The following is a 22,469-nucleotide window of genomic DNA, read 5'->3' as shown; positions in this document are numbered from 1 at the left end:
CAACCAGCGATGGGTCAGCGACGTGCTGAAGGGGGAAGGGGCGTTATGTTCGGGCTGGGACGCAAACTGAACTACGTGCGCGAGGCATTCACGGCAGGCGCAACTAACACCGGCAACGTCACCGCCACGGTGGATGATAAGCTTGCGCTCAACTGGCACGGAACAGCTTCTCAGCGGGACGGCGTCCTAGAGATGCTCCCGAGAATGCGAGATAAGATGATGCCGGGCGTGGAGCTGGGGACGTTCGCGGACGGCCTTATTGCGAGCATCCACGATGAAGGCATGTCGTCGGATAGTACGGGGAACAACATCCAGACCATCGCTATGTTGTGGAGGGTGTTCACAACGAGGCTCGATGACGGCACCTATGGCGATCTGATCAGCCACGCGAATATGCACTGCGCCTTTCAACTGCATGAGCAGCCCGGCGAGCAGTTCAAGATCACGTGGAAGATCAGCGTGATGAAGGGAAGAACTCCCTAGAAGGGCTCCGACTGTGCCAGAGCGCGGTAGACCGAAGCGCGACCAATTCCCAGCGCCTTTGCAATGGCGGACGCACCCATGCCCTTCAAGTGCAGCTCCCTGACCTTCGCAGCGTCAATGGAAGCCCTGCGGCCCTTGTAGACCCCGCGAGCCTTGGCCTCCGCAATACCCTCCAGCTGCCGCTCTCTACGGAGGTTGGTCTCGAACTCGGCAAACACACCGAGCATATCTAGGAAGCACTTGCCGGCCGCCGTGCTGGTGTCGATGGGCTGCTCTGTGGCCCTTAGGGAAGCACCGCGCGCCCTGACTGTGCGCACGATGTCCTGCAGGTCGCCGATGCTGCGCGCCAGCCGGTCGATGCGCGTCACCATCAGCACGTCCCCAGTGCGGAGGAAGTCGAGCACGGTGCGAAGCTCCTCTCGGCCAGCGGTGGTGGTGCCGCTGCGCTTCTCAGAGCGGATCAGGTCGCAGCCTGCCGTTCGCAATGCATTCTCTTGGACGTCGAGGTTCTGGTCGGTGGTGCTCACCCGGGCGTACCCGATAACGGTCATTGTGCCGCTCTTGTCTCGTTAGGGTTTAGACCTTGAGACAATGGCGTCTCAAAATACAGAAGTCAATCCTATTGAGACACAATTTATGTCTCGCCCGCGCGTCTCACGGGGGTAGACCCATGCGAGACCTTGGGGAAAAGCGAGAAGATGGTGGAGGAGGTAGGAACAAAACGAGGCCGTGGAACTCGCGCATGGTACAATGAGTGCAACCATGGCGAGTCGCTGGAGAAAGCATGAACGTGCAATCGAAGCCGTCCCGTAAGGTCGGCGCGAGCTACTGGAGTACCCTAACGGAGGAGCAACTTCTCCGTACTGCCTTTACCACCAATGACCCAGAGAGTTTGAAGGGGCTGACCGAGGACGTACCTGCCACCGACGAACTGCCGTTCGTTGAGCTTTGGTACGACTTCCGAGGCGCCAAGCGGGAGCGGCTTCGGTGCGTGCATTGTCGCTACCACAATCATCTCGCCGGATATGTCATCAGGACAACTGAGGGTCAACGCTTCTTGGTCGGCCACGAGTGCGGGGACAAGCTCTATGGTGCCGACTTCGAAATCCTACGAAGCGACTATGACGAAGCTCGCGACTACGCCTCCAACCTTCGCCGCTGGCGCAACCTACAAGCGGTTCTCCCCAGTTTCCTTGAGTGGCTTGCGGAGCTTCAGTGTTGCTCTGCTGTGCGGACCTACAGGGACACTAAGAGCGCATTCCGAGGCCAGTTGCCAAGGCTGTTCGGTGCGGTCGCGGTGGCACTCCTGAGGGACAAGGGTGTCCTCAGTGTCGATGAGCGGTTGCGGGACTTCGAGAGCGAGAACCGAGCTGTCGAACGGTATGAGCGTGAGAAGAAGGAGTGGGATGAACTCACGCCAGCGGAACGCAAGTACCGCAAACGCCATCATGGCGATAGGGCACCGCAACCTCCCCAGCTACCGATGTTCAAGGTCATCCCCAAGCCGGTCATGACGGTGCGTGCAGCCAATTTTTTCTCCGATGACCCCCTGCCGCATCAACGGCTTGCAGACGTACTCGCTGGCTTTGAAGGCCTTGTCTCGGAAATCAACGGAGCAACGCTCAATGCAGCGGCTTACGAAGGGCGGAAAGATACACTGCACCGAGAGCGGAGGCATACGTTTGCTCACACATTCAAAGGCGTTTTTCGTCGGTTGAACGCCTTTCTCGAAACCATCCGAGCTTCCATTGACGATGTCCGTGAGTTGGACGCCTTGTTCAGGCCAGACAGTTTGGCAGTGCTTGTGAATTGGGCGAACAGCCATCCAAAGATCAAGGAGCGGTTCAAGATGAGCGGCCGTGGGTTGATTGACCACGACCGGATGAGGTTCGGTCCGCCCCCTATCGTGACGCTTCCAGTTTCGTTTGCCACACCTTCCTTAGAGCCCATGGAAGCGTTCGTTGCTGCTATCAATTCTCCCCAAGATATGACCGCTTCGTAAAATGGCGGATGACATCCTCGGAAGGCAGACATGACCATCGTTTTGTGCCCCGTATGCAAAGGAAAATGCCTGTGCGTAGCCTGTGACGGCCGAATGGAAATCTTTCATGAAGGCAAGAAGGATTGGATAGATTGCCCCGTATGCAGCAGCCAGAACAAGAACGTCTCCGATAATGGTGTTTGCCAAACGTGCAGAGGTGTCGGCACTATCGATGACGCAGTGCCGTTGCGCGGTGGACAGGTGTGAATGCCGTAGCGACGAAACAGGGACGTAACGCCGGAGCGTTGTGAAGCTCGCTTGCCGCACTACTGGAGGCACCTAAGGTGGAAGTTGGTTCGAACTGGACTTGTCCGTACTGTCGCCATGCGCAAGTCATATCTTACGAACGCATTCACGATGCCGGCACTGACTTGAACGTTCAGGGCTCCCAGTTAGTTTCGCCGCAAATCAGAGTTACGGCAGTGGTTTGTGCAAACGATCAATGTAAGCAACTCACCCTTATCGCCGGGCTCAGCTCAGTAGTGGCCGCAAATTCGGTAGTCGGCGGACGCAAGCAGATGCGCATGCCCGTTAAGCGGTGGAACTTGATGCCGGCGTCTGCCGCAAAGCCTCAGCCTGCGTGCGTGCCAGAGCCCCTCCGGGTAGATTACGCCGAGGCCTGTGCAATTCGAGACCTCAGCCCCAAAGCATCCGCGACCATAATTCGACGCTGCCTTCAAGGGATGATCCGAGATTTCTGCGGCATCAAGAAGGGCAGGTTGATTGATGAAATCAAGGAGCTTCGGAAGCGTGTTGACGAAGGTGACGCACCACGAGGCGTTCAACACGATAGCGTTGATGCAATCGATCACGTACGAGGGATCGGGAACATTGGGGCTCACATGGAGAAGGACATCAACACAATCATTGACGTTGACCCGGACGAGGCTCAGCGGCTGATTGAGTTGACGGAAATGCTTTTCGAAGAATGGTATGAAGCGCGGCATAGGCGAGAGCAGCGCCTAAAGCAGATTGGAGCTATCGCTGCGGAGAAGGCCTTGGCCAAGACGCCCCCTACGGAGGGCGAACCTCAGACCGGATGATGACGCTTCGAGCTTGTGGGTGGTCACAGAAGGTGGTACGAGCGGCACGGCAGCGACGCTGATTTGTGCTTGTTTTTCAATGCAGAAGCTGTGCATCGGTCGCCTCGTTCCGGGCGCGCCACTTCGGTACAAAACTGGGCACTCCAAAACCTACCGTTTTTGCGCTTTCAGCGGCGACGAGGGTGCGCAGCAGCACGTTTTTCGACCCCATGATGCGAACCTCTTTTGCGTCGACTTCGATGCGCTGGGCCAGCGCGCGCAGGTGATCGCGACGGTAGCCGCCGCTCTCGGTCCGCGTGCGCCTGCGGGCCTGCCTGGCGAAGGTTTTGAGTGCCTGGGGTGTGATGCTCGGCCCAGACCGATCCAGCGCACCCTCGGTCCGCTCTGCATCGGCGCGGGCCTGATCGCGAATGGACTTCAGCTCGGTCACGCGCTGCTTGAGCATCGGATCGGACACATCGGCGATTCCGTTTTCGATAGCGTCGTAGAGGCGCTTGAGCTTGGCTTCCGACTCAGACCCTCGCTTGCGCAATTCGGCAATATGCGCCGTTCGTCGCTCGGCTCGCTCTTTCCGGCAATGGAGGATGGCCGACAGGATTTGCTCGAGACGCTTGGGCTGCAACAGCCGCTGCTCGATGTGCTCGGCAACGACGCTGTCGAGCTTTTCCATAGGAACGGTGCGACCCTTGCAGCCGGTCTCACCCTGCCGGGCCTTGGTGCAGCAAGTGTAATACCTGTATCTCCCGCTCTTCCCGGTCCTCAGCGTCATTGCTCCGCCGCACGAGGCGCAAAAGCAGATACCGGTAAGGAGGGTGGGACCGCTCACAACGCGCGGAGCGGTCAGTGCTGGGCTCCGCGTCTTGAGCAGAGTCTGCACTGCCTCGAACTCGGCGACGTCGATGATCGGCGGCACGGCCATCTCGACGACCTCGGCCTCTGGTTTGCGCTCGCGCGTTTTCCAATACTTGGTGTTGAAGCGGTGGCGGCCGATATACGTCGTTCGCGTGAGCATCTTGTGCACGGCATCGACACCCCAGCGTCCGCCGTCGCGCGTGCGCATGCCAGATTCATTCAGATGTTTGGCGATCGATTTGACGCCCATCGGCCCCGAGGAGCCGTTTCCCTCGCGCGCCAGCCGGAAGATCAGCCGCACAGTTTCGGCCTGAATGGGGTCGATCTCCAGCGTCTTCTTGGTGCGGTCGCCGCGCTGTTCTGCGGCTTCAACGATGCGGTAGCCGATCGGCGGCAGCGCGCCATTCCAGAAGCCTTGGCGTGCATTCTCCTTCATCGCCCGCAGCGTGTGCTTGGCATTCTCCTTGGATTGGTATTCGTCGAACAGCGCCATGATCTGGCGGATCATGTTGCTCATCGGATCGTCGCCGAGTTCCTGCGTGATCGAGACCAGACGCACGCCGTTCTTGGCAAGCCGGCGGACATAAAACTCAAGCTGGAATTGATCGCGGAAGAAGCGGCTGAAGCTGTGGACCAGGATCACCTCGAACGCCGGCGGCTTGGTGGTCGCGGCGTCGATCATGCGTTGGAATTCGGGCCTCCGGTGGTCCGTCGCGGACGCGCCGGGCTCGACGTAGTCGGCGACGATATCCCAGCCGCGCGACGCACAGTAGGCCTTCGCCTGGCGGCGCTGGTCCGGGATGGAGAGATCGCTGTCGGCCTGCCGCCCCGTCGAGACCCGCAGGTAGAGCGCCGCACGAACCGCCGCTGCCATGGTGACGTCCTCCTCAGCCGTCTCCAAATAGCTCGTCGAACAACTCGCCAAACCACGCCTCGAACACGGCGATCTCGGCTTCCGTCATCGGCACGTCTTCCGGCCAGTCATCCGTCGCCGTCAATGTCGTCCGATCGCGCCTCGCCCGTCGTCGGCCGTGACGAGCGAGCGTCTTTGCGTAGTCGTAGAGATCGTCGCATTGCGCGTCGGCCGGCGCACGCAGTCGCCGCGAATCTTGAGAGGCCAGCCATGGCGCCACTGTGGCAAGCGTGGTCGATCCACAGAACAACCGAAGTCAACGCCACGTCACGCTACAGCGCTGCGACACTGCACTTCCTCTGCAGCTTGAGCGCAATCGCGCACAGCAAGACACGATCGCATGGCAGCAAAAAGCCGGTCCAGCGGAGCGCAGTCAAGGCCGCAAACCGGCGGAGCCGGTCGCGCGCAACGCGAGCCTTGACGGCGTTCCGTTGGTCCGGCAGCGGCTTCCATGCGACCATGGCGGGACATCCTGCCGAGCACGCGCGGCAACACGCCATGCTACGAACGATGGCGCTCGGGGCATTGATTCCAAATGTCTCTTTTCTCGAAGCGGCACTAGGGCGTTTTGCACAGTGCCGTTGGAGTGCCATCAAAACTAATGTGCAGACAAATACTTACGACCCCAAGTGGCCCGCAGCGGCGAGCCGCTTTTATCTTGCCGTCAATCCCAGACTTTAGTCGGCGCTCTCATTCCCGCCGTGGTAATGTCCGGTGTGGTGGATAGCGGACGCAAGAGCGGACATGGCAATATCGACGCGAATGACCCATTTCAGACATCGGACCTTGTCAGCGCCAGATGGATAGTTGCCCCAGCACCTGGGCTGCGATAGCTAGGCATTCCGCGAGTCGTTTTTCATCGGGGCTACATGAGACGACGCGATTTCATAGCCGGACTTGGTAGCGCCGCAGCGTTGCCTTTCTCAGCGTGCGCTCAATCGAAGAACGACCACTTCGCCCGCATCGCCTACTTGGGTGTTGGAAGCCCGTCGGCCTTCGATCCTCGGCAGATCGAAGGGTTCAAACAAGGTCTGCGCGAGAATGGCCTTATAGAGGGCAAAGCCATCGAGGTTGATTATCTGTGGGCCGAAGGCAATCCAAAACGCATCCAAGAACTGGCAGCAGTTCTCGGACAGCGCGATCTCAATGTCATCGTCACTGCTGGCTCAGAGGCGACACTTGCGCTCATGGCCACCGGAACCAAAACGCCCATTGTATTTGCGGTCATCAGTGATCCGATTGGGACGGGAGTTGTTAACAGCCTCAGCCGCCCCGGCGGTAATGTCACCGGTTTGGCGATGTCTGGCACAGATTTGGAAGCCAAACGCGTGGAAGTGCTGAAGGAGGCAGTACCAGCAACCACAAGGATCATGGTCCTGCATGATCCGAAGTTAGGGCAGGCCGGAGTGGCTGAAGTACAGGCGACTGCGCGTGCGCTCAAGGTTGAACCACTGATCGTCCAGGCCGCTGATCCCGGCGAATTTGACGGTGCATTCGCGCGCGCGAAGGAACAAGGCGCGGATGCGCTTGTAACTATGGCGTCTCCGTTCCTGAATTATAATCGCAAGCGACTGATCGAGTTGGCGGGACACTATCGATTGCCGTCGATTTGGTATGGTGCCGCCTTCGTCAGAGAGGGAGGGCTGCTATCGTATGGTCCGAGCTTTCCGGATATGTACCGCCGGTCGGCCGGTTACGTAGCAAAAATCATAGGGGGCGCGAAGCCCGCCGACATCCCGGTCGAGCAACCTATAAAGTTTGAGTTGGTAATAAATCTCAAGACCTCAAAGGCACTTGGGCTCGAAATTCCAGCGGTGCTGGTCGCTCGCGCAGACGAGGTGATCGAATAGCGGGCCATGTCCGCAAATGTGCCATCACGTCGCCCCCGGGATTAATCGAGAGGGCCGCTATCGAAGGGTAGCCGGACAACCCTGCGAAACTCGAAAGACTGCGGCCCATGAGACGTAGCGCAAGAGCGCAGGCCATCGCGGGTTAGTCGGTTGGAGCGCGTAATCGACTATAGCATCATAGCGCCACGGCGAAGCAATAGTGCCCATCTTCATCGGCCGTGGTGCGCCATTATACGCCAGAGCACGATACGATTCGCGTGGGGGTCCGCTCGCGCGCTGCCGTTCGACGATCAGGCCGCTTCCGGCACGTAGTGCAGGACCAGCAGGTCCGCCCGCGGGCATGGAGCGACCGCGTAGGCACGACCTTGGTCGTCGCTGAACTCCACGAGCAAAGTCTTGTCGTCAAGCCGCTCGACGATGGTGCCCACCTGCCCGCGGGCGAGTCGCTGCGCGGGAAGGTCCGCCAGCAATGCCACCACGTCCAAAACGGACGGCCTTTCGTGCTTTGCATCCTTTTTCGTCTTCATCACAATACCCAACACGTGACGAACCTCGGCAGGCTCTCGCCGGTTCGCACGATCCAGAGGGTTCTTACCACAGCACGTTTCCTTTGTCGCCTGACCGTCGTGTCGAGGCGCCAATGGCTCCCCCACGCGTCCGCTGCAACCTGGAGGGCTTCGCCCGAGCGTGCGGCGTCAAGCAAAGTGTCCCGCAACCACGATGCATCGCTGCGCTCAATGTCGAGTGCCTCGCGGAATACGCGGGCCTTGTGCCTACCCCGCGGGTGCGACGGGCTCAGGCAATAGTCGGCGATCTTACGAATATCGAGAATGGCCTCATCGCCGCGTGGCAGGCGTGTCGTCATGCCGGCGCCCGGACTTCATGCTTGACGGCACTCGAAGACATCAATGGATCCTATATCGATGAGCCGCCCTGTCCTCATGCATCACCGGGAACCGGATCGAGCGTAGCGCACCGGAGAGTGATAGCGAATGTTGGGATATCGAATCGGCATTCCGGCCAGCAAATCATAGCGCCACGGCGAAGCTATAGTGCCCATCTTCATCGGCCGTGGTGCGCCATTCTCCTTACGCCACAGCAGGCTCAACGCCCATAGACCGTCGCTCCAGCACCTCTGAACCTTCCGCGCGGCCGCCATGGCGTATGGGATTTCACGTCGTGCGGCGCACTCCTGATGGGTCAAATCCGGCCAATCCCACTCTCCGAGTGGCATGCAGTCGTACAGCAGACTCAAAATGTACGCATGGCTGAAGGAGACTTCGAGATAGCCAACCCGAGGACCGGTGAAATCATCAAGGTTCGCAGTACCGGCGGTGACGCTGAGGTTTGTTTCGAAACGAATAAGTGGCTGCGTGGCTGCGTGTGTTTCGTTGGTCACCTTCCAGTCGAATCTCGTTCAGGGTACCCGCCCGATTTTGATCTGCCCGCCTCCGGTATCCGCCGCCTTGCCAGGGAACCTGTTCGCGCCCTGGGTGCATCAGTTATCGGAGACCAAGGGGAGATTTACGACTGATCGCCGGGCCCGCACTTCAGTGACCGCAGTTCAGAGTTCCAGTCACCACATCAACGCCGCGTAAGTAGCAAACCAGCACCGTGATTCGATCGCAAACATGGCAGAGCATTGGCGTTCGGTTTGATTCGGAACCAGCGGAGTTCAACAATGTCGACTAAACGCCAGGACAAATCGACCGGGAAGCCCCGCCAGCGCGGCCGGAAGGCGGACCAGCGGAGCCAGAAACCTGGTCAACAGCAGAGCGCGAAGCTCGACCAACGGGATGAAGATCAAGTCGGCGCAATGGTCGCGTCAGCCGACGCCCCCACGAACCACGCGGCCGCGCCGGCGGAGTTTCCCTCAAGCGGGGCACCCCCGGCGGATGTGCCCCAAATCGGCGAAATTGCACCGACGGAGGCCCCCTCAATCGTCGCCGTTGCGCCGGCGGACAACCGTCCAATCAGCATTCAAACGATCGCGAATGCCTACCGGGATTACACCATGAAGTCTTTCCAGGAGACCAGCTCCTTTGTCGAAAAGCTCATGGGCGTGCGGTCGTTCGACAAGGCGTTCGAGGTTCAGACCGAATTCGCAAGGCGGGCTTATGCGGACTTTGTCGCTGAGTCGCAGAAGATTTGTGAACTCTACAGCGAACTTGCGATGCAGTTCTTCAAGCCATGGGAAGGCTTCGCGGCCAAGGCGACCCAAGTCGGGCGCTAGATCTCGCACCGGCACGCGAAGCAAATAGCTGCCTTGATGCAGGCTGTGTGAAAGCACAGGCTCCGGTTTCCCGGGGGCCGTTTTTTGCGCTGACGCGGACGGCTTGAAAGCATCAGAACTCCGATCGAGCCGCAGACGCTCGTAGCTTCAGCTGGATTGAGCATCGGATTTCGATCCCGAGGGTCGGGAGAAGCTCGCGCAAGCGAGGTGGCACAGGTGGTTGGCAGGAAAGCTGTGAGCCACCACCCGGCGCTTAGCCCGCTGCGTCCTTGATCGCGGTTTCGAAGCTCTTTGCGTCGAAGGCCGGCATACTTTGAATCCGCCCCAGACCCTGGGTCGAGTACCAGACCGAGAACGCGAGCATCGCCCCCTGATTCGGGGCATCGACGATGTCGACGAAATCGTAGTAGCCCTGCGTGTAGTGGATCGACTCGATCTTGATGCCCAGCTTGTCGAGCTTTGCCTTGGCCTTGCCGATCCGCTCCGATTGCTTGCTTGCCCACTCCGGGCTCAGATTACCAAGCAGCACATATTTCATGGCCACCTCCACATGATGTTGATCATATTGCGCGAAGGACCATACAATTATACGCCTTCCGGCGACCCGTGCCCATGCCGTTCTGCGTAGCGGGAACGGCGGGTTACGGACTCCACGGCCCCGTATTTTGTCCGACAAGCCCTACAGCCAGCGCCGTACCCGCGCGCGGTAGCGGCGATAGACGTCCCCGAACTTGCGCTCGAGATAGGCTTCCTCGCGGGTGATCACACCGTAGCGGATGACAAGCGCAAAGGGCGCCAGCGTCATCAGCAGCCAGAGGCTGTTGAAGGCAATAGCCAAGCCGATGAGCCCCAGCACCATGCCGAGATAGATGGGATTGCGCGTGAAGCGGTAGGGGCCGGCCTCCACGATGGTCGTGGTCGGCAGGCTGGTGGGCACGTTCGAGCCGGCCCGGGTCATGGTAGAGATCGCCCACGCGACCGGCGCCAGCGCAAGGACAAACACTACCGCGCCGAGCCAGCCTGCAGGTACCGCGGCCGGCAAGAACGGCAAGGGCATAAGCCAATTGAGCACGAGCCCGGCAAGCACCGCGAGCGCCCACGCGATCGGCGGCCGGACAATGACATTCGCGGTATCTGCCGTGTCAACCATGGCGGGACCGGTGAAGCTGCGCTCCCTTGATGTGGCCAGTTGAAAACTATTTGCAAGCGTAGCGCAAAATCGCGGGCAGTCCGATATTTGCCGGTTGGAGCGCGTGGCGGGCTGCCGCATCATAGCGCCACGGCGAACGAGTAGTGCCCATCTTCATCAGCCATGGCGCGCCACTGCCTTTTCTACGCCATAGCGCGATGCGGCTCGCGGGCGCACTCAGTTTCCCTACGTTATCAGCCACTTCGCTCCTGCCGACGCGGATGGGAGAAAGTTGCGCATACGTGGCGATAGTTGCGCATAGGATCCCATGCGCAACTATCGACGCAATGCTCTGGTGGTGAAGGACGCTTAACGCCTGAGCCGTATGCCGGATCTCGACCCTAAGCCGTCACTTGGTGCGCTTGTCGAAGGTTCACGAATGAGCCTTACCGACCACGCGCCTGAGCGCAAACGGCGAAGGGGAAATCACAATCCCGACCGGTCCCGATGCCGAAGCGCATCGACAATGACTTTGAAGGCGGGAAGATTCTGGCGACGGCTGGGAAAGTAGAGGAAATAGCCATCGAAAAAGGGCGACCAGTCATCCAAAACTTGGACCAGCAAACCCGATACGACGTGCCGTTCCACGATGTTTTCGGGCACATAGGCGATGCCGTAGCCGTTCACCGCCGCATCGATCATGGCGTAGGAGTTGTTGAAGGTTAGTTGACCGTTCACCCGGACACGCAGCGCCTGTCCGTCCTTCTCGAACTCCCAAGCATAAAGACCGCCGGCGGTTTCGTGGCGCATATTGATGCAGACGTGCCGGACCAGATCCTGCGGATGCTTCGGCGCCCCATGCGCGGCGAAATATGCTGGCGACGCCACCGCCACCAAACGCCAGTCCGCGCCGATTCGGACCGCGATCATGTCCTTCTCGACGCTCTCTCCCAGCCGGACGCCGGCGTTGAAGCCTTCCTCGACGATATTGCGGAAAGTGCTGTCCAGGATAAGTTCCACGCCGATATCGGGATAGGCGCTGAGGACCGGTTTCAGCTTGGGCCATACGACGCTTTCCAGCGCGTGGTCGGACAGGGTCAGCCTGATTGTGCCTGAGGGCTTCTCGCGGAACGCCATCAAAGCCGCGATCTCGTCCTCTATTTCGCCGATGCGCGGGGCGATCGTCTGCATCAGCCTCTCGCCTGCGGTGCGCGCTTCGAGTTGCTTGATCGTGTGACTGAGCGTCGATTGCGCCACGCCGAGCTTTGCCGCCGCCTTGGTGGAGCTGCGCTCTTCGGCGACGGCCTGGAACCACATCAGTTGGTTGAGATCGGTTCTGGCCATGAAGGTCCTTCCTTCGTCACTCGCCCGATAGATTAATCGACCTGACCTATAAGTTCATTCCAATTTCGGCGGGTAATCGTTTTATAGCAAAGCCCCTAAGTTTGCACTGCAGCAATTTATGCAGGAGCCAGCGATATGGTGGTTGCCGCCCCATCAGATGCAGGAAGCAAACCGGCCGCCTGGGGCGCTGTCCTTTCGATGGCGCTTTGCGTGGCACTGCTGATCGCGTCGGAATTCATGCCGGTCAGCCTACTCACGCCAATGGCCGAGGGGCTACGCGCGACCGAGGGCCAAACTGGACAGGCAATCTCGATCAGCGGCCTCTTCGCGGTGGCCGCGAGCATGGTCATCACCACCACCGCCGGAACGCTGAACCGGAAATGGGTTCTGGTCGCGATGACGGCCTTCATGCTGCTGTCGCTGGTTCTGGTTGCGGCGGCTCCGAACTTCGCGGTGCTGATGATCGGCCGCGCCTTGCTCGGCATCTGCATCGGCGGCTTCTGGGCGCTGGCGACCGCCGTCATCATGCGGCTGGTTACCGAAAGCGACGTGCCGCGTGCCCTTGCATTGATGTATGGCGGCCAGGCCATCGCCGCGGCCTTTGCCGCGCCGATCGGCAGCTATCTGGGCGGCATGTTCGGATGGCGCGCGGTGTTCTGGGCGCTGACGCCTATCGTCGCCATCAACCTCGTCTGGCATGTGGTTGCGCTGCCGTCTCTGCCCGCACGCCAGCGGCAGGATTTCCGGACCATGTCCGGCCTGCTGAAGCGCCCCATTTCCTGCGCGGCCTTGCCGCCGCGATGCTGTCTTGGGGTTCGGCCTTCACCATGTTCACCTATCTGCGCCCGTTTCTGGAGCAGGTGACGGGTCCGGATGTGACGACGCTCTCGATCCTGCTGCTCGTGCGGGGCTGTGCCGGCTTTGTCGGGACATGGGCGGCAGGCCGTTTCCTCAGCGGCAGCGTCGCGCCTCTGCTGAAGCTGCCCGCGCTGCTGATGGGCGCCTGCACGCTGGGGCTGCTGTTTTTGGGCGGCTCGGTGATCGCCACGGGCCTGTTCCTCGCGCTCTGGGGCGCGATGAACACCGCGATGTCGGTGATCTGGATGACATGGATGTCGCAGAACGCGGACGATGCGCCCGAGGCCGCCGGCAGCCTGATGGTCGCGGCAATCCAATCATCGATCCTGCTGGGCGCCGTGGTCGGCGGGCTGCTTCTGGATGGCATGACGATCTTCGCGACCTTCATCGGCAGCGTCGTTCTGGCCGGGCTCTCAATAGCACTCATCGGCGATGGCCGACGTCTGCTGAAGCGGGAATGACGGGCAGGACCGCCAATGCTGCGGGCGGCTCAATACCAACTCAACCTTGCAGGAAATCAGAGATGCCTACGAACACCCCTGACACGACCACTCGGAAAGCGCCGGCCCGCGACATCGGCCGACGAGAACTCCTCAAGCTGACCGGCGCTGGCGTTGCCGCCTTCGGCGCAGCTTCACTCTTCAACATCCCCTTCGCAGAGGCTCAAGACATGTCAAACGGAGCAAACAATTTCTACACCAGTGATCAAGTGACTTCTGAAAAAGTCATGTTCAAAAGCCAGTATGAGTGGAGGGTCGCGGGTAATCTGTTCCTTCCCAACAACCTCGACCGCGCAACGCGGCATCCCGCGATCGTCGTCGGCCATCCGATGGGCGCGGTGAAAGAGCAGAGCGCTAGCCTCTATGCCACGAAGATGGCCGAGCAGGGCTTTCTCGCCATGGCAATAGACCTGCTGTTCTGGGGCGAGAGCGAGGGCGAAGCCCGTCAGATCGTTTCGCCGGATGTCTACGCCGAAGCGTTCAGCGCGGCGGTCGACTTCCTCGGGACGCGCGAGTTCGTCGACAGGAACCGCATTGGCGCGATTGGCGTCTGCGGCAGCGGCAGCTTCGTCATCAGCGCGGCCAAGATCGACCCGCGCATGAAGGCCATCGCGACCGTCAGCATGTACGATATGGGCGCGGCCAACCGCGACGCGCTCAATCACTCGCAAACGGTCGAGCAGCGCAAGCAGATCATCGCCGAAGCCGCCGCGCAGCGGTGGGTCGAGTTCGAAGGCGGCAGCACCGAATACACCAGCGGAACGGTGCATGAACTGACCGCCGACACCCATCCGATTCAGCGTGAATTCTACGACTTCTACCGCACGCCGCGCGGCGAGTTCACGCCCGCCAGCTCGACGCCCCGACTCACCACGCATCCGACGCTCACCAGCAATGTCAAATTCATGAACTTCTATCCCTTCAACGACATCGAGACGATTTCGCCGCGCCCGATGCTGTTCATCTCGGGCGACCAAGCGCACTCCCGCGAGTTCAGTGAGGATGCCTACAAGCGCGCTGCGGAACCGAAGGAGCTGGTTTGGGTCAAGGGAGCCGGTCACGTCGACCTCTACGATCGCGTGGACCTCATCCCGTTCGACAAGCTGACGAGCTTCTTCGGTCGGCATCTGGCTGCATAACCATGCGCGGAATCGGAGGGAACCGATGACGAGTGTTTTGGCTTTCATCCAGCTTTTCTTGTTGGCTCGTCACTCGCCTCGCAACAGGAAGGAAGTTGAAATGGCATACAGGCCAGCGCCATTTTCGCGTCGCACACTGCTGGCTGCCGCTGCTGGCCACGCGCTTCCCTCGTTGGTGCGCGCTCAGTCCAATACAGCTCCGGATCGGAAGGGAGCTACTATGCGCCTCAGATTTGTCTTTGCGGATCAGGATTTCACGGCAACGCTGGAGGACAATCCCTCCGCGCGGGATCTGGTCTCGTTGCTGCCGCTGGATCTCACGATCAGCGACTATTCGACCAACGAGAAGATCGCCTATCTGCCGCGCAAGCTGACCGAGGAAGGCAGCGGCCGCTTCGGCAACGAGGCGCCGGGCGATCTTTGCTACTTCGCGCCTTGGGGCAACCTGGCGTTGTTTCACGGCCCGTACCACTGGTCGCGCGGCCTGATCCGGCTGGGGCGGTTGGACGAAGGTCCCAAGCCGCTGCTTCTGCGCGGTGAGCACCCGCTGCGCGTCGAAATCCTCTCCTGAGTTCATCGAACCATGCGTGCAGCGTCCCGTGTCATAAGCACCTACGCACAGCCAAATCATAGCGCTGCGGCGGGCTCTGCCGCGCCGTAGGTGGTGTTGGCGCAAAACGGAGTACGATTTCATAGCGCTCCAGCGAAAATGTAGTTTCGTCTACGCTGGCGCGCCATTTCGGCATCAACCTGAACAACGAGCCCCGCAGGATCGCAAATCTGCGACGGACTGCGTCTTACGCCTTGAGCGCGGGCGTGTAGCCAATATCGCAATGGCGTCCTGGCCTTCGCCGGCGGCTGTCTCGATCAATCCCGGGATCGACGCGATATGCCAGCAGCGGCAATTCCAAGCGGTGCTCGCGGTGGGTGAATCTGTGGTCTCAGACCTTGCGCTTGACCTTCGCCCGGCCCGCCTGACTGTTGTCGCTCAGGAGCTGTTGCAAAGCCTGGATGTTCGGCGAGCCCGCGCCCTTGCGCCAGATGAGAACGGTCTCAGCCCCGTTCTCGCCTGGCCGCAGCGCGTGGACCACAGTCGTTTTTATCCGGAGACGTACTCAGGACGCTGCGCGGCAACAATGCCACGCCCGTGCCGGCGACGACGCAGCCCAGCATGCGAAGTTCCGGTATCGAGCCGGCGTTGCGTCAATGATGATGGGCCGACACGCCCTTGACGCATTGGGTCAACAGATCAGCGGGGGCGGATTGGCCGACATCGCCCAGGCTGATCATGCCAACCATCCGCCTGCTCCTGTTGATCACAGGCAGTCTGCGGATCTTCAGCGTCTCCATGTGATGCAGGGCTTTCGCCAGATCGTCGTCTTCCCGGCAGCAATGGATGCCTTCGGTCATCACGTCCCGCGCTGTCATGCGCGCAGCATTGAAGTTCTTGCTTGCAAGGCCTTTGCAGACGATGTCGCGATCGGTCACCATCCCGATCAAATGGTCGTCTTCGCCGATCGGAATGCAGCCGACGTCGTGCCCTTGCATCAACTTAGCGATCTCGATGATCGGGGTGTCGGGGCTGACCCAATCGACGCCCTTGTGCATCACATCTCTGACCTTCATGGAGGACCTCCGTTGCGAACGCAGCCCCCGCGACGTGACTATACAACGAACCGGATACGACCGCACGCTCGCCGTGAGCGAGGCGCACCGGGGCTTATCTCGCCGTCATGCCGCGTCAGTCGTGCACGCTGAAGCGTCCATGCGGTGCATTGGCCGTCAGGTGCGCGAACTGCGCATGGGTGAGCTGGAGCAGCGTCTCGTGATCGCCGGCTTCGATATAGACCTCGGGCTGGGCCCGGATGCTGTCATCGACGATGAGGTCGAGCCCGTAGCACCGGCCGAGCGCCGGAACGGCTCCGTGCGCGCAGTCCGCGAACAGCCGGTTGATCTCGGTTTCGTTGGCCATCGCGAGATCCTCGCCAAGCCTCTCCTTCAAGTCCGGCAGGTTGAGATGGTGCGATGCCGGCACGACCGCGAGCATATAGCCGCCGTCATGCCGCAGCACGACGGCCTTGGCGAGACGATCGCCCGAGACGTGGCAGGCCTGCGCCGCGCGCGTGGATGACATGGTGAGATCGTGTGGAATCTCGGCATACTGGATGTTCTCGGCAGCCAGATACCGGTGCAGCGTGGGGGCAATGGACATGGCGTGGCCTCCGGATGGGTATGCGAGCCATCCACCGCGAGGCTGTCCCGCCGCACGATGGGCGGCCGCGTGATTTCCAGACTTCAGCATAGGCCTTGCCCTCGAACGCCGCAATTGGCGAGATCGGGAAGACAGCCGCCCACCACGCGTGGCGGAAGATCGCAGGTTGTCGCAGATTAGACAATGGGAGCGCGTGGTCGGCCCGGCATCATAGCGCCACGGCGAAGCAATAGTGCCCATCTTCATCGGCCGTGGCGCGCCATTCATCATCCCGGCATTCATGCGCTCTTCGGCCGAAAGGCGACGATAGATCCGGTTGGCTCTTCTTCGCCCATCGCCGCCTCGATAGCCCTCGCAAGCGCGGCCTGGTCGAACGGCTTTGACAAGCGCGGCAGGCTGGATCGCGCATCGCTGGGAAGCTCCGCGTATCCCGTGCTCAGGAGGATGACCGTCTCCGGACGCTCCGCAGCGACAGCGCTGGCCAGTTGCAGTCCGGTCATGCCAGGCATGGCATAGTCTGTAACGATCAGGTCGACGGTACGCGTGCGGCGGAGCAAAGCCAGTGCCTCATCGCCCGAGCGCGCCTCGACCACGATGTGCCCAAGATCCTCCAACATCGCTGCCGTGTTCTCAAGCACCAGGAGGTCGTCGTCGACGACGAGCACGGAAAGCTGCCGGCTGGCCCGAGCTGCGGGTGCCGGAGCCTCTGCGCGCAGCTCTGGCACCGCGGTCTCCTCGGCTATCGGCAGCCAGATGTCGGCTGTCGTGCCTTCTCCGGGACGGCTCTTCAATACGAGCCTGCCGCCGGACTGCTCGGCAAGTCCGTGGACCATCGACAGACCGAGCCCGGTGCCTTTGCCGACGCCCTTGGTCGTAAAGAATGGCTCCTGAGCGTGCTTGAGGATCTCATCGTCCATGCCACAGCCCGTGTCGCTCACCGAGAGCGCAACATAGCCGCTGTTCGAAAGGCCGCCTTCGTCCTGCTCCTCGCGCGCGGCGATGGTAATCAGGCCACCGTCCGGCATCGCATCACGCGCGTTGACCGCCAGGTTGAGGATAGCCAGTTCGAGCTGGTTGGCGTCGACCTTCACTTTCGGCAGGTGCATCGGAAACAGCGTCTCGACACGAATTCCGGCCTCGAATTTCAACAATGATTCCATGCCGCGCACCAGCTCGCGGACATCGACGACCGCCGGCCTGAGATCCTGTTTACGCGCGAAAGCGAGCATGCGCTGGGTCAGGGAGGCGCCCCGCACCGCGCCTTGCATCGCGTTCTCCACCAGGCGCTGGATCTTCGGATCGCCCGACGGCAGGCGCTTCTTCAGAAGCTCGAGGCTGCCGAGAACGGCCGCGAGCAGGTTGTTAAAGTCGTGGGCCACGCCGCCGGTGAGCTGGCCGATGGTCTCCATCTTCTGCGACATCATCAGTGCTTCGCGCGCCTGATCCAGTGCTTCCTGCGCCCGTCTCCTTTCGCTGACGTCGCGCACGATCTTCGCAAAGCCGGCGATTGCGCCGCTTTCGTTCCGGACCGCGACGATCGTTGCCTCCGCCCAGAAGCGGCTGCCGTCCTTGCGCACGCACCAGCCTTCGATTGCGGACTTCCCCTCCCGCTCGGCTTCAACGAGCGCGCGCGCGGGCGCCCCGGCCGCGCAATCTTCCTCGGTATGAAAAATGGTGTAGCTCGTCCCTACGATGTCGTCGCCATAGCCCATCAGCCGGCGCGCGCCGAGATTCCAATTGCCCACGCGCCCGTCCGGATCGAGCATGAAGATCGCGTGGTCGACGATACCTTCCACAAGGAGGCGAAAGCGTTCTTCGCTGCGCCTCAGTGCGTTGGCCTCGCGTTGGGCGCGCTCCGCGGAAGCCCTGTCATAGACGGCCGCCGCGATCCCGATGCTCAGGATCACGATGGTGATGCCGGCGAGCAGGAACGCGAGCGGCGCCTGGCCGACACCGAGATGTCCTGCCTGCCGGGCCGTGGCGGTCGTCGGCAGGAACATGGCGCCTTCCATCGCGGCGTAGTGCATGCCGGAGATCGCAAGGCCCATCACCAATCCCGCGAACAGCCGCTGGACCGCGTTGGTGTTGCGAAAGGCGAGCCAGAGCGCCACGATCGAGGCGCTGATCGCGATCAGGATCGAGAGCACGACCCAGCCGGAATCGTACTCGATGATGGCCGCCATTCGCATCGCGGTCATGCCGGTATAGTGCATGCCGGAGATGCCAAGTCCCATGGCGAAGCCTGATGCGAGGAGCGCCTGTGGGCGTCGTCCGACAACGGCAAAGGCGGCAGCGGCGACGACAATCGGAATGACCAGCGAGAGCAGAGTCAGGAAGGGGTCGTACGAGATCTCGATTCCGGGCAGGCTAAAGGCCAGCATGCCGACAAAGTGCATGGACCAGATGCCACCGCCCATGGCAATCGCAGCGGCCACGAGCCAGGATCGGCGGGCCCTCCCCGAAGCAGCTCGCATTCGGGTCGCCAAGTCCAATGCTGTATAGGAGGCGAGGGCCGCGATCAGAATCGATAGTGCGACCAGAACGGGATCGTGAAAAGCCACATGGTGATGCATTTCGGCCAACGCTAGCCGAAGTTGCATTCGGGTTTACGCATGATGTCCTCCCCGACACCGAAGTCGTCCTCGGCACCAAGATGGGCGCCGCGACCGCAGGCGTCCACGAGAATCGGCTGTTATGGTGCACGCAATCCTGCCGCGCCGCCACTCTGATGGTGTCATCGGGTCGATCGTGTCGCGAATGGTGATCCCGCGCCGCGCAAGGAGCGGAACTTGCGGGCACCATCCGTTATGCCGGCAGCAGACCGGCCGCGCGGTAGCTGTCGATCAAGGCGTCGTAGAGCGAGAGATCCGAGCGGCTCCTCGCAAGGAGCTGGGCGCCGGCGATGGCGGCGAAGATCGCGCGCGCCCGCCGTTCGCTGTCCTCGGAGCCCGCCAGCGCCGCAGCGGACAGAACCTTGCTCAGCCAGGCGATGTTCACGTCGGCAAAGGTCTGCACCTCCTGCTTCACCGCGTCCGGCAAATCGTCATGCTCGGCAGCCATGAAGCTGTGCAGACACATGCGGTTGCCGCTTTCGAGCGCCTTGCGGAAGATGTCGGGATAGCGGTGCAGGCAGCGCCGGGGATCCGAGGTTTCGGCCAGCATGGATTCGAGCGCCGCCGCGGTGTCCTCCCAATAGCGTTTGGCGACCGCTGCGCCGAGATCGGCTTTGCTCGGAAAGTGATAGTGGATGCTGGCGGCCTTGATGCCGACTTCAGCGGCGAGATCGCGGAAGTTCAGGCCGCCATAGCCGTGCGCCTGTGCGGTCCGCTTGGCGGCCGCCAGGATGGCTTCCCGCGCACTGGAACTCATGTCGCTTCCTTCACCGCCTCGTTATCTACCAAGTGACAGATAGGCTTTGACCGCAGAAATTTGAAGGCTATAGTCATCTACCAAGTGGCAGGTAGATAAAGGAGAGTTACTGTGATGAAGATTTACGACTGGCCCACCGGCCCTTACCCCGCGCGCGTCCGCATCGCTTTGGCCGAAAAGAATTTGCGGCCGCGCGTCGCGTTCGTGACGGTCGACCTTTGGAAGGGCGAGCACAAGAAGCCCGAGTTTCTGGCCAAGAACTACTCGGGCACGCTGCCGGTGCTCGAACTTGAGGACAGCACCTTCATCGGCGAATGCACCGCCATCACCGAATATCTTGACGCGCTCGACGGCGCTCCCCTGCTCACCGGCAGGACACCGCGCGAAAAGGGCGTGATCCACATGATGAGCAAGCGCGCCGAGCTGGAGCTGCTCGATGCGGTCAGCATCTACTTTCATCACGCCACACCGGGGCTTGGACCCGACGTCGAGATCTATCAGAACGCCGAGTGGGGCTTGCGTCAGCGCGACAAGGCCCTGCGGGGCATGCACTATTTCGATGGCATTCTGAAAAAGCAGCCATTCGTCGCCGGCGAGGCCTTTTCGATGGCCGACATCACGGTCATCGGCGGCTTGATCTTTGCCGGGCTCGTGAAGCTGCCGGTGCCTGCGGAATGCGAGGCTCTCCAAGCCTGGTACGCCCGGATGCAGGAGCGTCCCAGCGTCAAGAACCGGGTGACGATGTCAGAACCGGCGGAAGCGTCCGCCTGATATCAGGGCTGCGCCACCGCGAGTGTCTGTAGCAGCAGGCGCTTCCGAAGTTGTCCAACCCATGAAGCTCTCGGTCGGTCAGGCGGAGGAAATCTTCCGATCCTTGACCGGCTGACGTCGGCCGTCGAAGTTTGCCCAAGCGATCATGGTTTCGACTGATCAAACCTGTCCTTCAGCCAAGGTTGACCAAGAATCGAGAGGAGTTGAGTGCCAAATCATGGCGCCGCGGCGAACGAACAGTGCCCATCTTCATCGGCCGTGGCGTGCCATCGGCGATTTCATACGACGCCGTTCCGATCGCGTACAAACGCGACATCAGGCCGCCGATAGCCGCACGCGGAACTTGCTGCCGGTCGCCTCGGCATAGCGCTAAAGTGTCTTCGTGCTCGGCAGCGTTTGTCCGCTTTCAAGTCGGGCGATCGTAGACTGGCTGGTGCCCATTCGGGCGGCCAATTCGGACTGCGAGAACCCGGCCCGCAAGCGAGCCCTGAGCAATTCAGCGGCGATCTCGAATTCCGGAGCGAGCGCGTCATACTCGGCCTTGACCTTTGGGTTGGCCAGAAGACGAGCCTTGAGCTTCCCGAATGGGATTGTCATGTGATCTCATTTCCTCCCCGTAACACCCATTTTCATCGGCCGTGGCGTGCCAGTATTGCTGTTGCCTGCTTGCCAAGAACAGGCCGAACACGCACCACGCGTACGCCTCACCGCCACCCCAGCGCAGGCGCGACGTGCGTCAAGATCGCCTCGATCGTATGCGCGCAATACGCAACGCCCAACTGGTTCGGCACCGTCAGCAGCAACGTGTCTGCCTCGGCGATGGCTTCGTCCTGCCGGAGCTGCTCGATCAGGACATCAGGCTCGGCGGCATAGGAGCGGCCGAAGATCGCGCGGGTGCGCGGGTCGATGAAGCCGATCTGGTCCTCGCCTCCGCGCTCTCCGCCGAAATAGGCGCGGTCGCGATCGTCGATCAGCGCGAAGATGCTGCGGCTGACCGACACGCGCGGCTCGCGGGTGTGGCCGGCCTCCTTCCATGCGCCACGAAAGCTACGGATTTGGGCTGCCTGCTGCACGTGAAAGGCCTCGCCGGTCTCGTCGTTCTTCAGCGTCGAGCTCTGCAAATTCATGCCGTGCTTGGCCGCCCAGACCGCCGTGGCGTTCGATCCCGCACCCCACCAGATCCGTTCGCGCAGGCCTTCGGAATGCGGCTCGAGCCGCAAGAGCCCCGGCGGATTTGGGAACATCGGCTGCGGGTTTGGTTTTGCAAAACCTTCGCCGCGCAGGATGTCGAGAAAGACCTCGGCATGACGCCGGCCCATGTCGGCGTCGCTCTTGCCTTCGGCCGGTTGGTAGCCGAAATAGCGCCAGCCATCGATCACCTGCTCGGGCGAGCCGCGGCTGATGCCGAGCTGGAGCCGGCCGCCGGCGATGAGGTCGGCGGCACTCGCGTCCTCCGCCATGTAGAGCGGGTTCTCGTAGCGCATGTCGATCACGGCGGTGCCGATCTCGATGCGGCTGGTTCTGGCGCCGACGGCCGCAAGCAGTGGAAACGGCGAAGCGAGCTGGCGCGCGAAGTGATGCACACGGAAATAGGCGCCATCCGCGCCGAGCTCTTCCGCGGCAACGGCAAGCTCGATGGATTGCAGCAGCGTATCCGCAGCCGAGCGGGTCTGCGACTGTGGCGAGGGCGTCCAATGCCCGAACGAGAGAAATCCGATTTTTTTCATGAGGG

The 22,469-nt window shown here is 61.4% G+C and carries 24 protein-coding genes; 10 read left to right on the top strand and 14 right to left on the bottom strand.

Going from position 1 to position 22,469, the window contains the following annotated elements:
• Positions 1 to 45: 45 nt before the first annotated feature.
• Positions 46 to 483 (top strand): hypothetical protein, encoded by a 438-nt coding sequence (locus IVB18_RS46700; protein ID WP_247986783.1) that lies wholly within the window; start codon positions 46 to 48, stop codon positions 481 to 483.
• Here the strand turns inward: IVB18_RS46700 and IVB18_RS46695 are convergent.
• The gene (locus tag IVB18_RS46695; protein WP_247986782.1) at positions 480 to 1,034 is read right to left on the bottom strand and encodes a recombinase family protein; all 555 of its coding nucleotides are present in this window, start codon (positions 1,032 to 1,034) and stop codon (positions 480 to 482) included. The genes IVB18_RS46700 and IVB18_RS46695 overlap by 4 nt on opposite strands.
• A gap of 233 nt (positions 1,035 to 1,267) precedes the next feature.
• Here IVB18_RS46695 and IVB18_RS46690 point away from each other — a divergent pair, with 233 nt between their 5' ends.
• Both IVB18_RS46690 and IVB18_RS46685 read left to right on the top strand, forming a co-directional pair.
• On the top strand, positions 1,268 to 2,485 hold the full coding sequence (locus tag IVB18_RS46690) for a hypothetical protein (RefSeq protein ID WP_247986781.1): 1,218 nt from the start codon (positions 1,268 to 1,270) through the stop codon (positions 2,483 to 2,485).
• 557 nt (positions 2,486 to 3,042) lie between these two features.
• Positions 3,043 to 3,567 carry a DUF4145 domain-containing protein gene (locus IVB18_RS46685; protein ID WP_346732688.1) on the top strand — a complete coding sequence of 175 codons (525 nt, stop codon included), beginning with the start codon at positions 3,043 to 3,045 and terminating at the stop codon, positions 3,565 to 3,567.
• A gap of 76 nt (positions 3,568 to 3,643) precedes the next feature.
• Here IVB18_RS46685 and IVB18_RS46680 read toward each other — a convergent pair whose 3' ends face one another.
• A complete protein-coding gene (locus IVB18_RS46680) occupies positions 3,644 to 5,293 on the bottom strand; it encodes a recombinase family protein (RefSeq protein WP_247986780.1) in 1,650 nt (549 codons plus the stop codon).
• A 908-nt stretch (positions 5,294 to 6,201) separates the two neighbouring features.
• Between IVB18_RS46680 and IVB18_RS46675 the strand changes: the two genes are divergently transcribed.
• Complete coding sequence (locus tag IVB18_RS46675) at positions 6,202 to 7,182, top strand: ABC transporter substrate-binding protein (protein WP_247986779.1); 981 nt, start codon at positions 6,202 to 6,204, stop codon at positions 7,180 to 7,182.
• Between the two features lie 290 nt (positions 7,183 to 7,472).
• On the opposite strand, the gene IVB18_RS46670 is transcribed toward IVB18_RS46675, so the two are convergent.
• Together IVB18_RS46670 and IVB18_RS46665 are read right to left on the bottom strand one after the other, a co-directional pair.
• The gene (locus IVB18_RS46670; RefSeq protein WP_247986778.1) at positions 7,473 to 7,709 is read right to left on the bottom strand and encodes a DUF4926 domain-containing protein; all 237 of its coding nucleotides are present in this window, start codon (positions 7,707 to 7,709) and stop codon (positions 7,473 to 7,475) included.
• 419 nt (positions 7,710 to 8,128) lie between these two features.
• Positions 8,129 to 8,581 (bottom strand): hypothetical protein, encoded by a 453-nt coding sequence (locus IVB18_RS46665; protein WP_247986777.1) that lies wholly within the window; start codon positions 8,579 to 8,581, stop codon positions 8,129 to 8,131.
• A gap of 540 nt (positions 8,582 to 9,121) precedes the next feature.
• On the opposite strand from IVB18_RS46665, the gene IVB18_RS46660 reads away from it, so the two are divergent.
• On the top strand, positions 9,122 to 9,415 hold the full coding sequence (locus IVB18_RS46660) for a phasin family protein (RefSeq protein WP_247991897.1): 294 nt from the start codon (positions 9,122 to 9,124) through the stop codon (positions 9,413 to 9,415).
• Positions 9,416 to 9,668: 253 nt separating this feature from the next.
• On the opposite strand, the gene IVB18_RS46655 is transcribed toward IVB18_RS46660, so the two are convergent.
• The 3 genes from IVB18_RS46655 to IVB18_RS46645 all read right to left on the bottom strand — a co-directional run bounded on the left by IVB18_RS46655 (position 9,669) and on the right by IVB18_RS46645 (position 11,888).
• Positions 9,669 to 9,953 carry a GYD domain-containing protein gene (locus tag IVB18_RS46655; RefSeq protein ID WP_247986776.1) on the bottom strand — a complete coding sequence of 95 codons (285 nt, stop codon included), beginning with the start codon at positions 9,951 to 9,953 and terminating at the stop codon, positions 9,669 to 9,671.
• A 141-nt stretch (positions 9,954 to 10,094) separates the two neighbouring features.
• Positions 10,095 to 10,565 (bottom strand): isoprenylcysteine carboxylmethyltransferase family protein, encoded by a 471-nt coding sequence (locus IVB18_RS46650; RefSeq protein ID WP_247986775.1) that lies wholly within the window; start codon positions 10,563 to 10,565, stop codon positions 10,095 to 10,097.
• Between the two features lie 465 nt (positions 10,566 to 11,030).
• Positions 11,031 to 11,888 carry a LysR family transcriptional regulator gene (locus IVB18_RS46645; protein WP_247986774.1) on the bottom strand — a complete coding sequence of 286 codons (858 nt, stop codon included), beginning with the start codon at positions 11,886 to 11,888 and terminating at the stop codon, positions 11,031 to 11,033.
• 135 nt (positions 11,889 to 12,023) lie between these two features.
• On the opposite strand from IVB18_RS46645, the gene IVB18_RS46640 reads away from it, so the two are divergent.
• From IVB18_RS46640 to IVB18_RS46625, 4 genes are all read left to right on the top strand, one after another.
• Entirely contained in the window at positions 12,024 to 12,752 is a 729-nt protein-coding gene (locus IVB18_RS46640) for an MFS transporter (RefSeq protein ID WP_247986773.1), read from the top strand.
• Positions 12,716 to 13,207 carry a hypothetical protein gene (locus IVB18_RS46635; protein ID WP_247986772.1) on the top strand — a complete coding sequence of 164 codons (492 nt, stop codon included), beginning with the start codon at positions 12,716 to 12,718 and terminating at the stop codon, positions 13,205 to 13,207. Before IVB18_RS46640 ends, IVB18_RS46635 begins: the two co-directional genes overlap by 37 nt.
• Before the next feature lie 62 nt (positions 13,208 to 13,269).
• A complete protein-coding gene (locus IVB18_RS46630) occupies positions 13,270 to 14,385 on the top strand; it encodes an alpha/beta hydrolase (RefSeq protein WP_247986771.1) in 1,116 nt (371 codons plus the stop codon).
• Between the two features lie 100 nt (positions 14,386 to 14,485).
• A complete protein-coding gene (locus IVB18_RS46625; protein ID WP_247986770.1) occupies positions 14,486 to 14,956 on the top strand; it encodes a cyclophilin-like fold protein in 471 nt (156 codons plus the stop codon).
• 370 nt (positions 14,957 to 15,326) lie between these two features.
• On the opposite strand, the gene IVB18_RS46620 is transcribed toward IVB18_RS46625, so the two are convergent.
• The 5 genes from IVB18_RS46620 to IVB18_RS46600 form a co-directional block, all read right to left on the bottom strand.
• Positions 15,327 to 15,476, bottom strand: a complete 150-nt coding sequence (locus IVB18_RS46620) for a hypothetical protein (protein WP_247986769.1) — start codon at positions 15,474 to 15,476, stop codon at positions 15,327 to 15,329.
• A 112-nt stretch (positions 15,477 to 15,588) separates the two neighbouring features.
• Entirely contained in the window at positions 15,589 to 16,011 is a 423-nt protein-coding gene (locus IVB18_RS46615; RefSeq protein WP_247986768.1) for a CBS domain-containing protein, read from the bottom strand.
• Positions 16,012 to 16,126: 115 nt separating this feature from the next.
• Entirely contained in the window at positions 16,127 to 16,597 is a 471-nt protein-coding gene (locus IVB18_RS46610; RefSeq protein ID WP_247986767.1) for a YbaK/EbsC family protein, read from the bottom strand.
• A 278-nt stretch (positions 16,598 to 16,875) separates the two neighbouring features.
• Complete coding sequence (locus IVB18_RS46605; protein WP_247991896.1) at positions 16,876 to 19,170, bottom strand: MHYT domain-containing protein; 2,295 nt, start codon at positions 19,168 to 19,170, stop codon at positions 16,876 to 16,878.
• A gap of 232 nt (positions 19,171 to 19,402) precedes the next feature.
• A complete protein-coding gene (locus IVB18_RS46600; RefSeq protein ID WP_247986766.1) occupies positions 19,403 to 19,966 on the bottom strand; it encodes a TetR/AcrR family transcriptional regulator in 564 nt (187 codons plus the stop codon).
• A 114-nt stretch (positions 19,967 to 20,080) separates the two neighbouring features.
• Here IVB18_RS46600 and IVB18_RS46595 point away from each other — a divergent pair, with 114 nt between their 5' ends.
• On the top strand, positions 20,081 to 20,737 hold the full coding sequence (locus IVB18_RS46595) for a glutathione S-transferase (RefSeq protein WP_247991895.1): 657 nt from the start codon (positions 20,081 to 20,083) through the stop codon (positions 20,735 to 20,737).
• A 369-nt stretch (positions 20,738 to 21,106) separates the two neighbouring features.
• Here the strand turns inward: IVB18_RS46595 and IVB18_RS46590 are convergent, their stop codons facing one another.
• Together IVB18_RS46590 and IVB18_RS46585 are read right to left on the bottom strand one after the other, a co-directional pair.
• On the bottom strand, positions 21,107 to 21,334 hold the full coding sequence (locus IVB18_RS46590; RefSeq protein ID WP_247986765.1) for a helix-turn-helix transcriptional regulator: 228 nt from the start codon (positions 21,332 to 21,334) through the stop codon (positions 21,107 to 21,109).
• 107 nt (positions 21,335 to 21,441) lie between these two features.
• Positions 21,442 to 22,464, bottom strand: a complete 1,023-nt coding sequence (locus IVB18_RS46585) for an LLM class flavin-dependent oxidoreductase (RefSeq protein ID WP_247986764.1) — start codon at positions 22,462 to 22,464, stop codon at positions 21,442 to 21,444.
• Positions 22,465 to 22,469 lie beyond the last annotated feature (5 nt).

The sequence above is a fragment of the Bradyrhizobium sp. 186 genome (assembly GCF_023101685.1).
Classification (GTDB): Bacteria; Pseudomonadota; Alphaproteobacteria; order Rhizobiales; family Xanthobacteraceae; genus Bradyrhizobium.
This window is presented reverse-complemented; position numbering and strand designations above follow the sequence as displayed.

What these genes read in the sequence shown, in the direction of transcription:
- IVB18_RS46655 (WP_247986776.1), bottom strand. Translation starts at nt 9,953, where the DNA reads ATGAAATATGTGCTGCTTGGTAATCTGAGCCCGGAGTGGGCAAGCAAG.
- IVB18_RS46640 (WP_247986773.1), top strand. Translation starts at nt 12,024, where the DNA reads ATGGTGGTTGCCGCCCCATCAGATGCAGGAAGCAAACCGGCCGCCTGG.
- IVB18_RS46625 (WP_247986770.1), top strand. Translation starts at nt 14,486, where the DNA reads ATGGCATACAGGCCAGCGCCATTTTCGCGTCGCACACTGCTGGCTGCC.
- IVB18_RS46690 (WP_247986781.1), top strand. Translation starts at nt 1,268, where the DNA reads ATGAACGTGCAATCGAAGCCGTCCCGTAAGGTCGGCGCGAGCTACTGG.
- IVB18_RS46610 (WP_247986767.1), bottom strand. Translation starts at nt 16,597, where the DNA reads ATGTCCATTGCCCCCACGCTGCACCGGTATCTGGCTGCCGAGAACATC.
- IVB18_RS46670 (WP_247986778.1), bottom strand. Translation starts at nt 7,709, where the DNA reads ATGAAGACGAAAAAGGATGCAAAGCACGAAAGGCCGTCCGTTTTGGAC.
- IVB18_RS46605 (WP_247991896.1), bottom strand. Translation starts at nt 19,170, where the DNA reads ATGCATCACCATGTGGCTTTTCACGATCCCGTTCTGGTCGCACTATCG.
- IVB18_RS46700 (WP_247986783.1), top strand. Translation starts at nt 46, where the DNA reads ATGTTCGGGCTGGGACGCAAACTGAACTACGTGCGCGAGGCATTCACG.
- IVB18_RS46635 (WP_247986772.1), top strand. Translation starts at nt 12,716, where the DNA reads ATGTTCACCTATCTGCGCCCGTTTCTGGAGCAGGTGACGGGTCCGGAT.
- IVB18_RS46675 (WP_247986779.1), top strand. Translation starts at nt 6,202, where the DNA reads ATGAGACGACGCGATTTCATAGCCGGACTTGGTAGCGCCGCAGCGTTG.
- IVB18_RS46645 (WP_247986774.1), bottom strand. Translation starts at nt 11,888, where the DNA reads ATGGCCAGAACCGATCTCAACCAACTGATGTGGTTCCAGGCCGTCGCC.
- IVB18_RS46595 (WP_247991895.1), top strand. Translation starts at nt 20,081, where the DNA reads ATGAAGATTTACGACTGGCCCACCGGCCCTTACCCCGCGCGCGTCCGC.
- IVB18_RS46630 (WP_247986771.1), top strand. Translation starts at nt 13,270, where the DNA reads ATGCCTACGAACACCCCTGACACGACCACTCGGAAAGCGCCGGCCCGC.
- IVB18_RS46650 (WP_247986775.1), bottom strand. Translation starts at nt 10,565, where the DNA reads ATGGTTGACACGGCAGATACCGCGAATGTCATTGTCCGGCCGCCGATC.
- IVB18_RS46590 (WP_247986765.1), bottom strand. Translation starts at nt 21,334, where the DNA reads ATGACAATCCCATTCGGGAAGCTCAAGGCTCGTCTTCTGGCCAACCCA.
- IVB18_RS46585 (WP_247986764.1), bottom strand. Translation starts at nt 22,464, where the DNA reads ATGAAAAAAATCGGATTTCTCTCGTTCGGGCATTGGACGCCCTCGCCA.
- IVB18_RS46685 (WP_346732688.1), top strand. Translation starts at nt 3,043, where the DNA reads ATGCGCATGCCCGTTAAGCGGTGGAACTTGATGCCGGCGTCTGCCGCA.
- IVB18_RS46695 (WP_247986782.1), bottom strand. Translation starts at nt 1,034, where the DNA reads ATGACCGTTATCGGGTACGCCCGGGTGAGCACCACCGACCAGAACCTC.
- IVB18_RS46615 (WP_247986768.1), bottom strand. Translation starts at nt 16,011, where the DNA reads ATGAAGGTCAGAGATGTGATGCACAAGGGCGTCGATTGGGTCAGCCCC.
- IVB18_RS46600 (WP_247986766.1), bottom strand. Translation starts at nt 19,966, where the DNA reads ATGAGTTCCAGTGCGCGGGAAGCCATCCTGGCGGCCGCCAAGCGGACC.
- IVB18_RS46680 (WP_247986780.1), bottom strand. Translation starts at nt 5,293, where the DNA reads ATGGCAGCGGCGGTTCGTGCGGCGCTCTACCTGCGGGTCTCGACGGGG.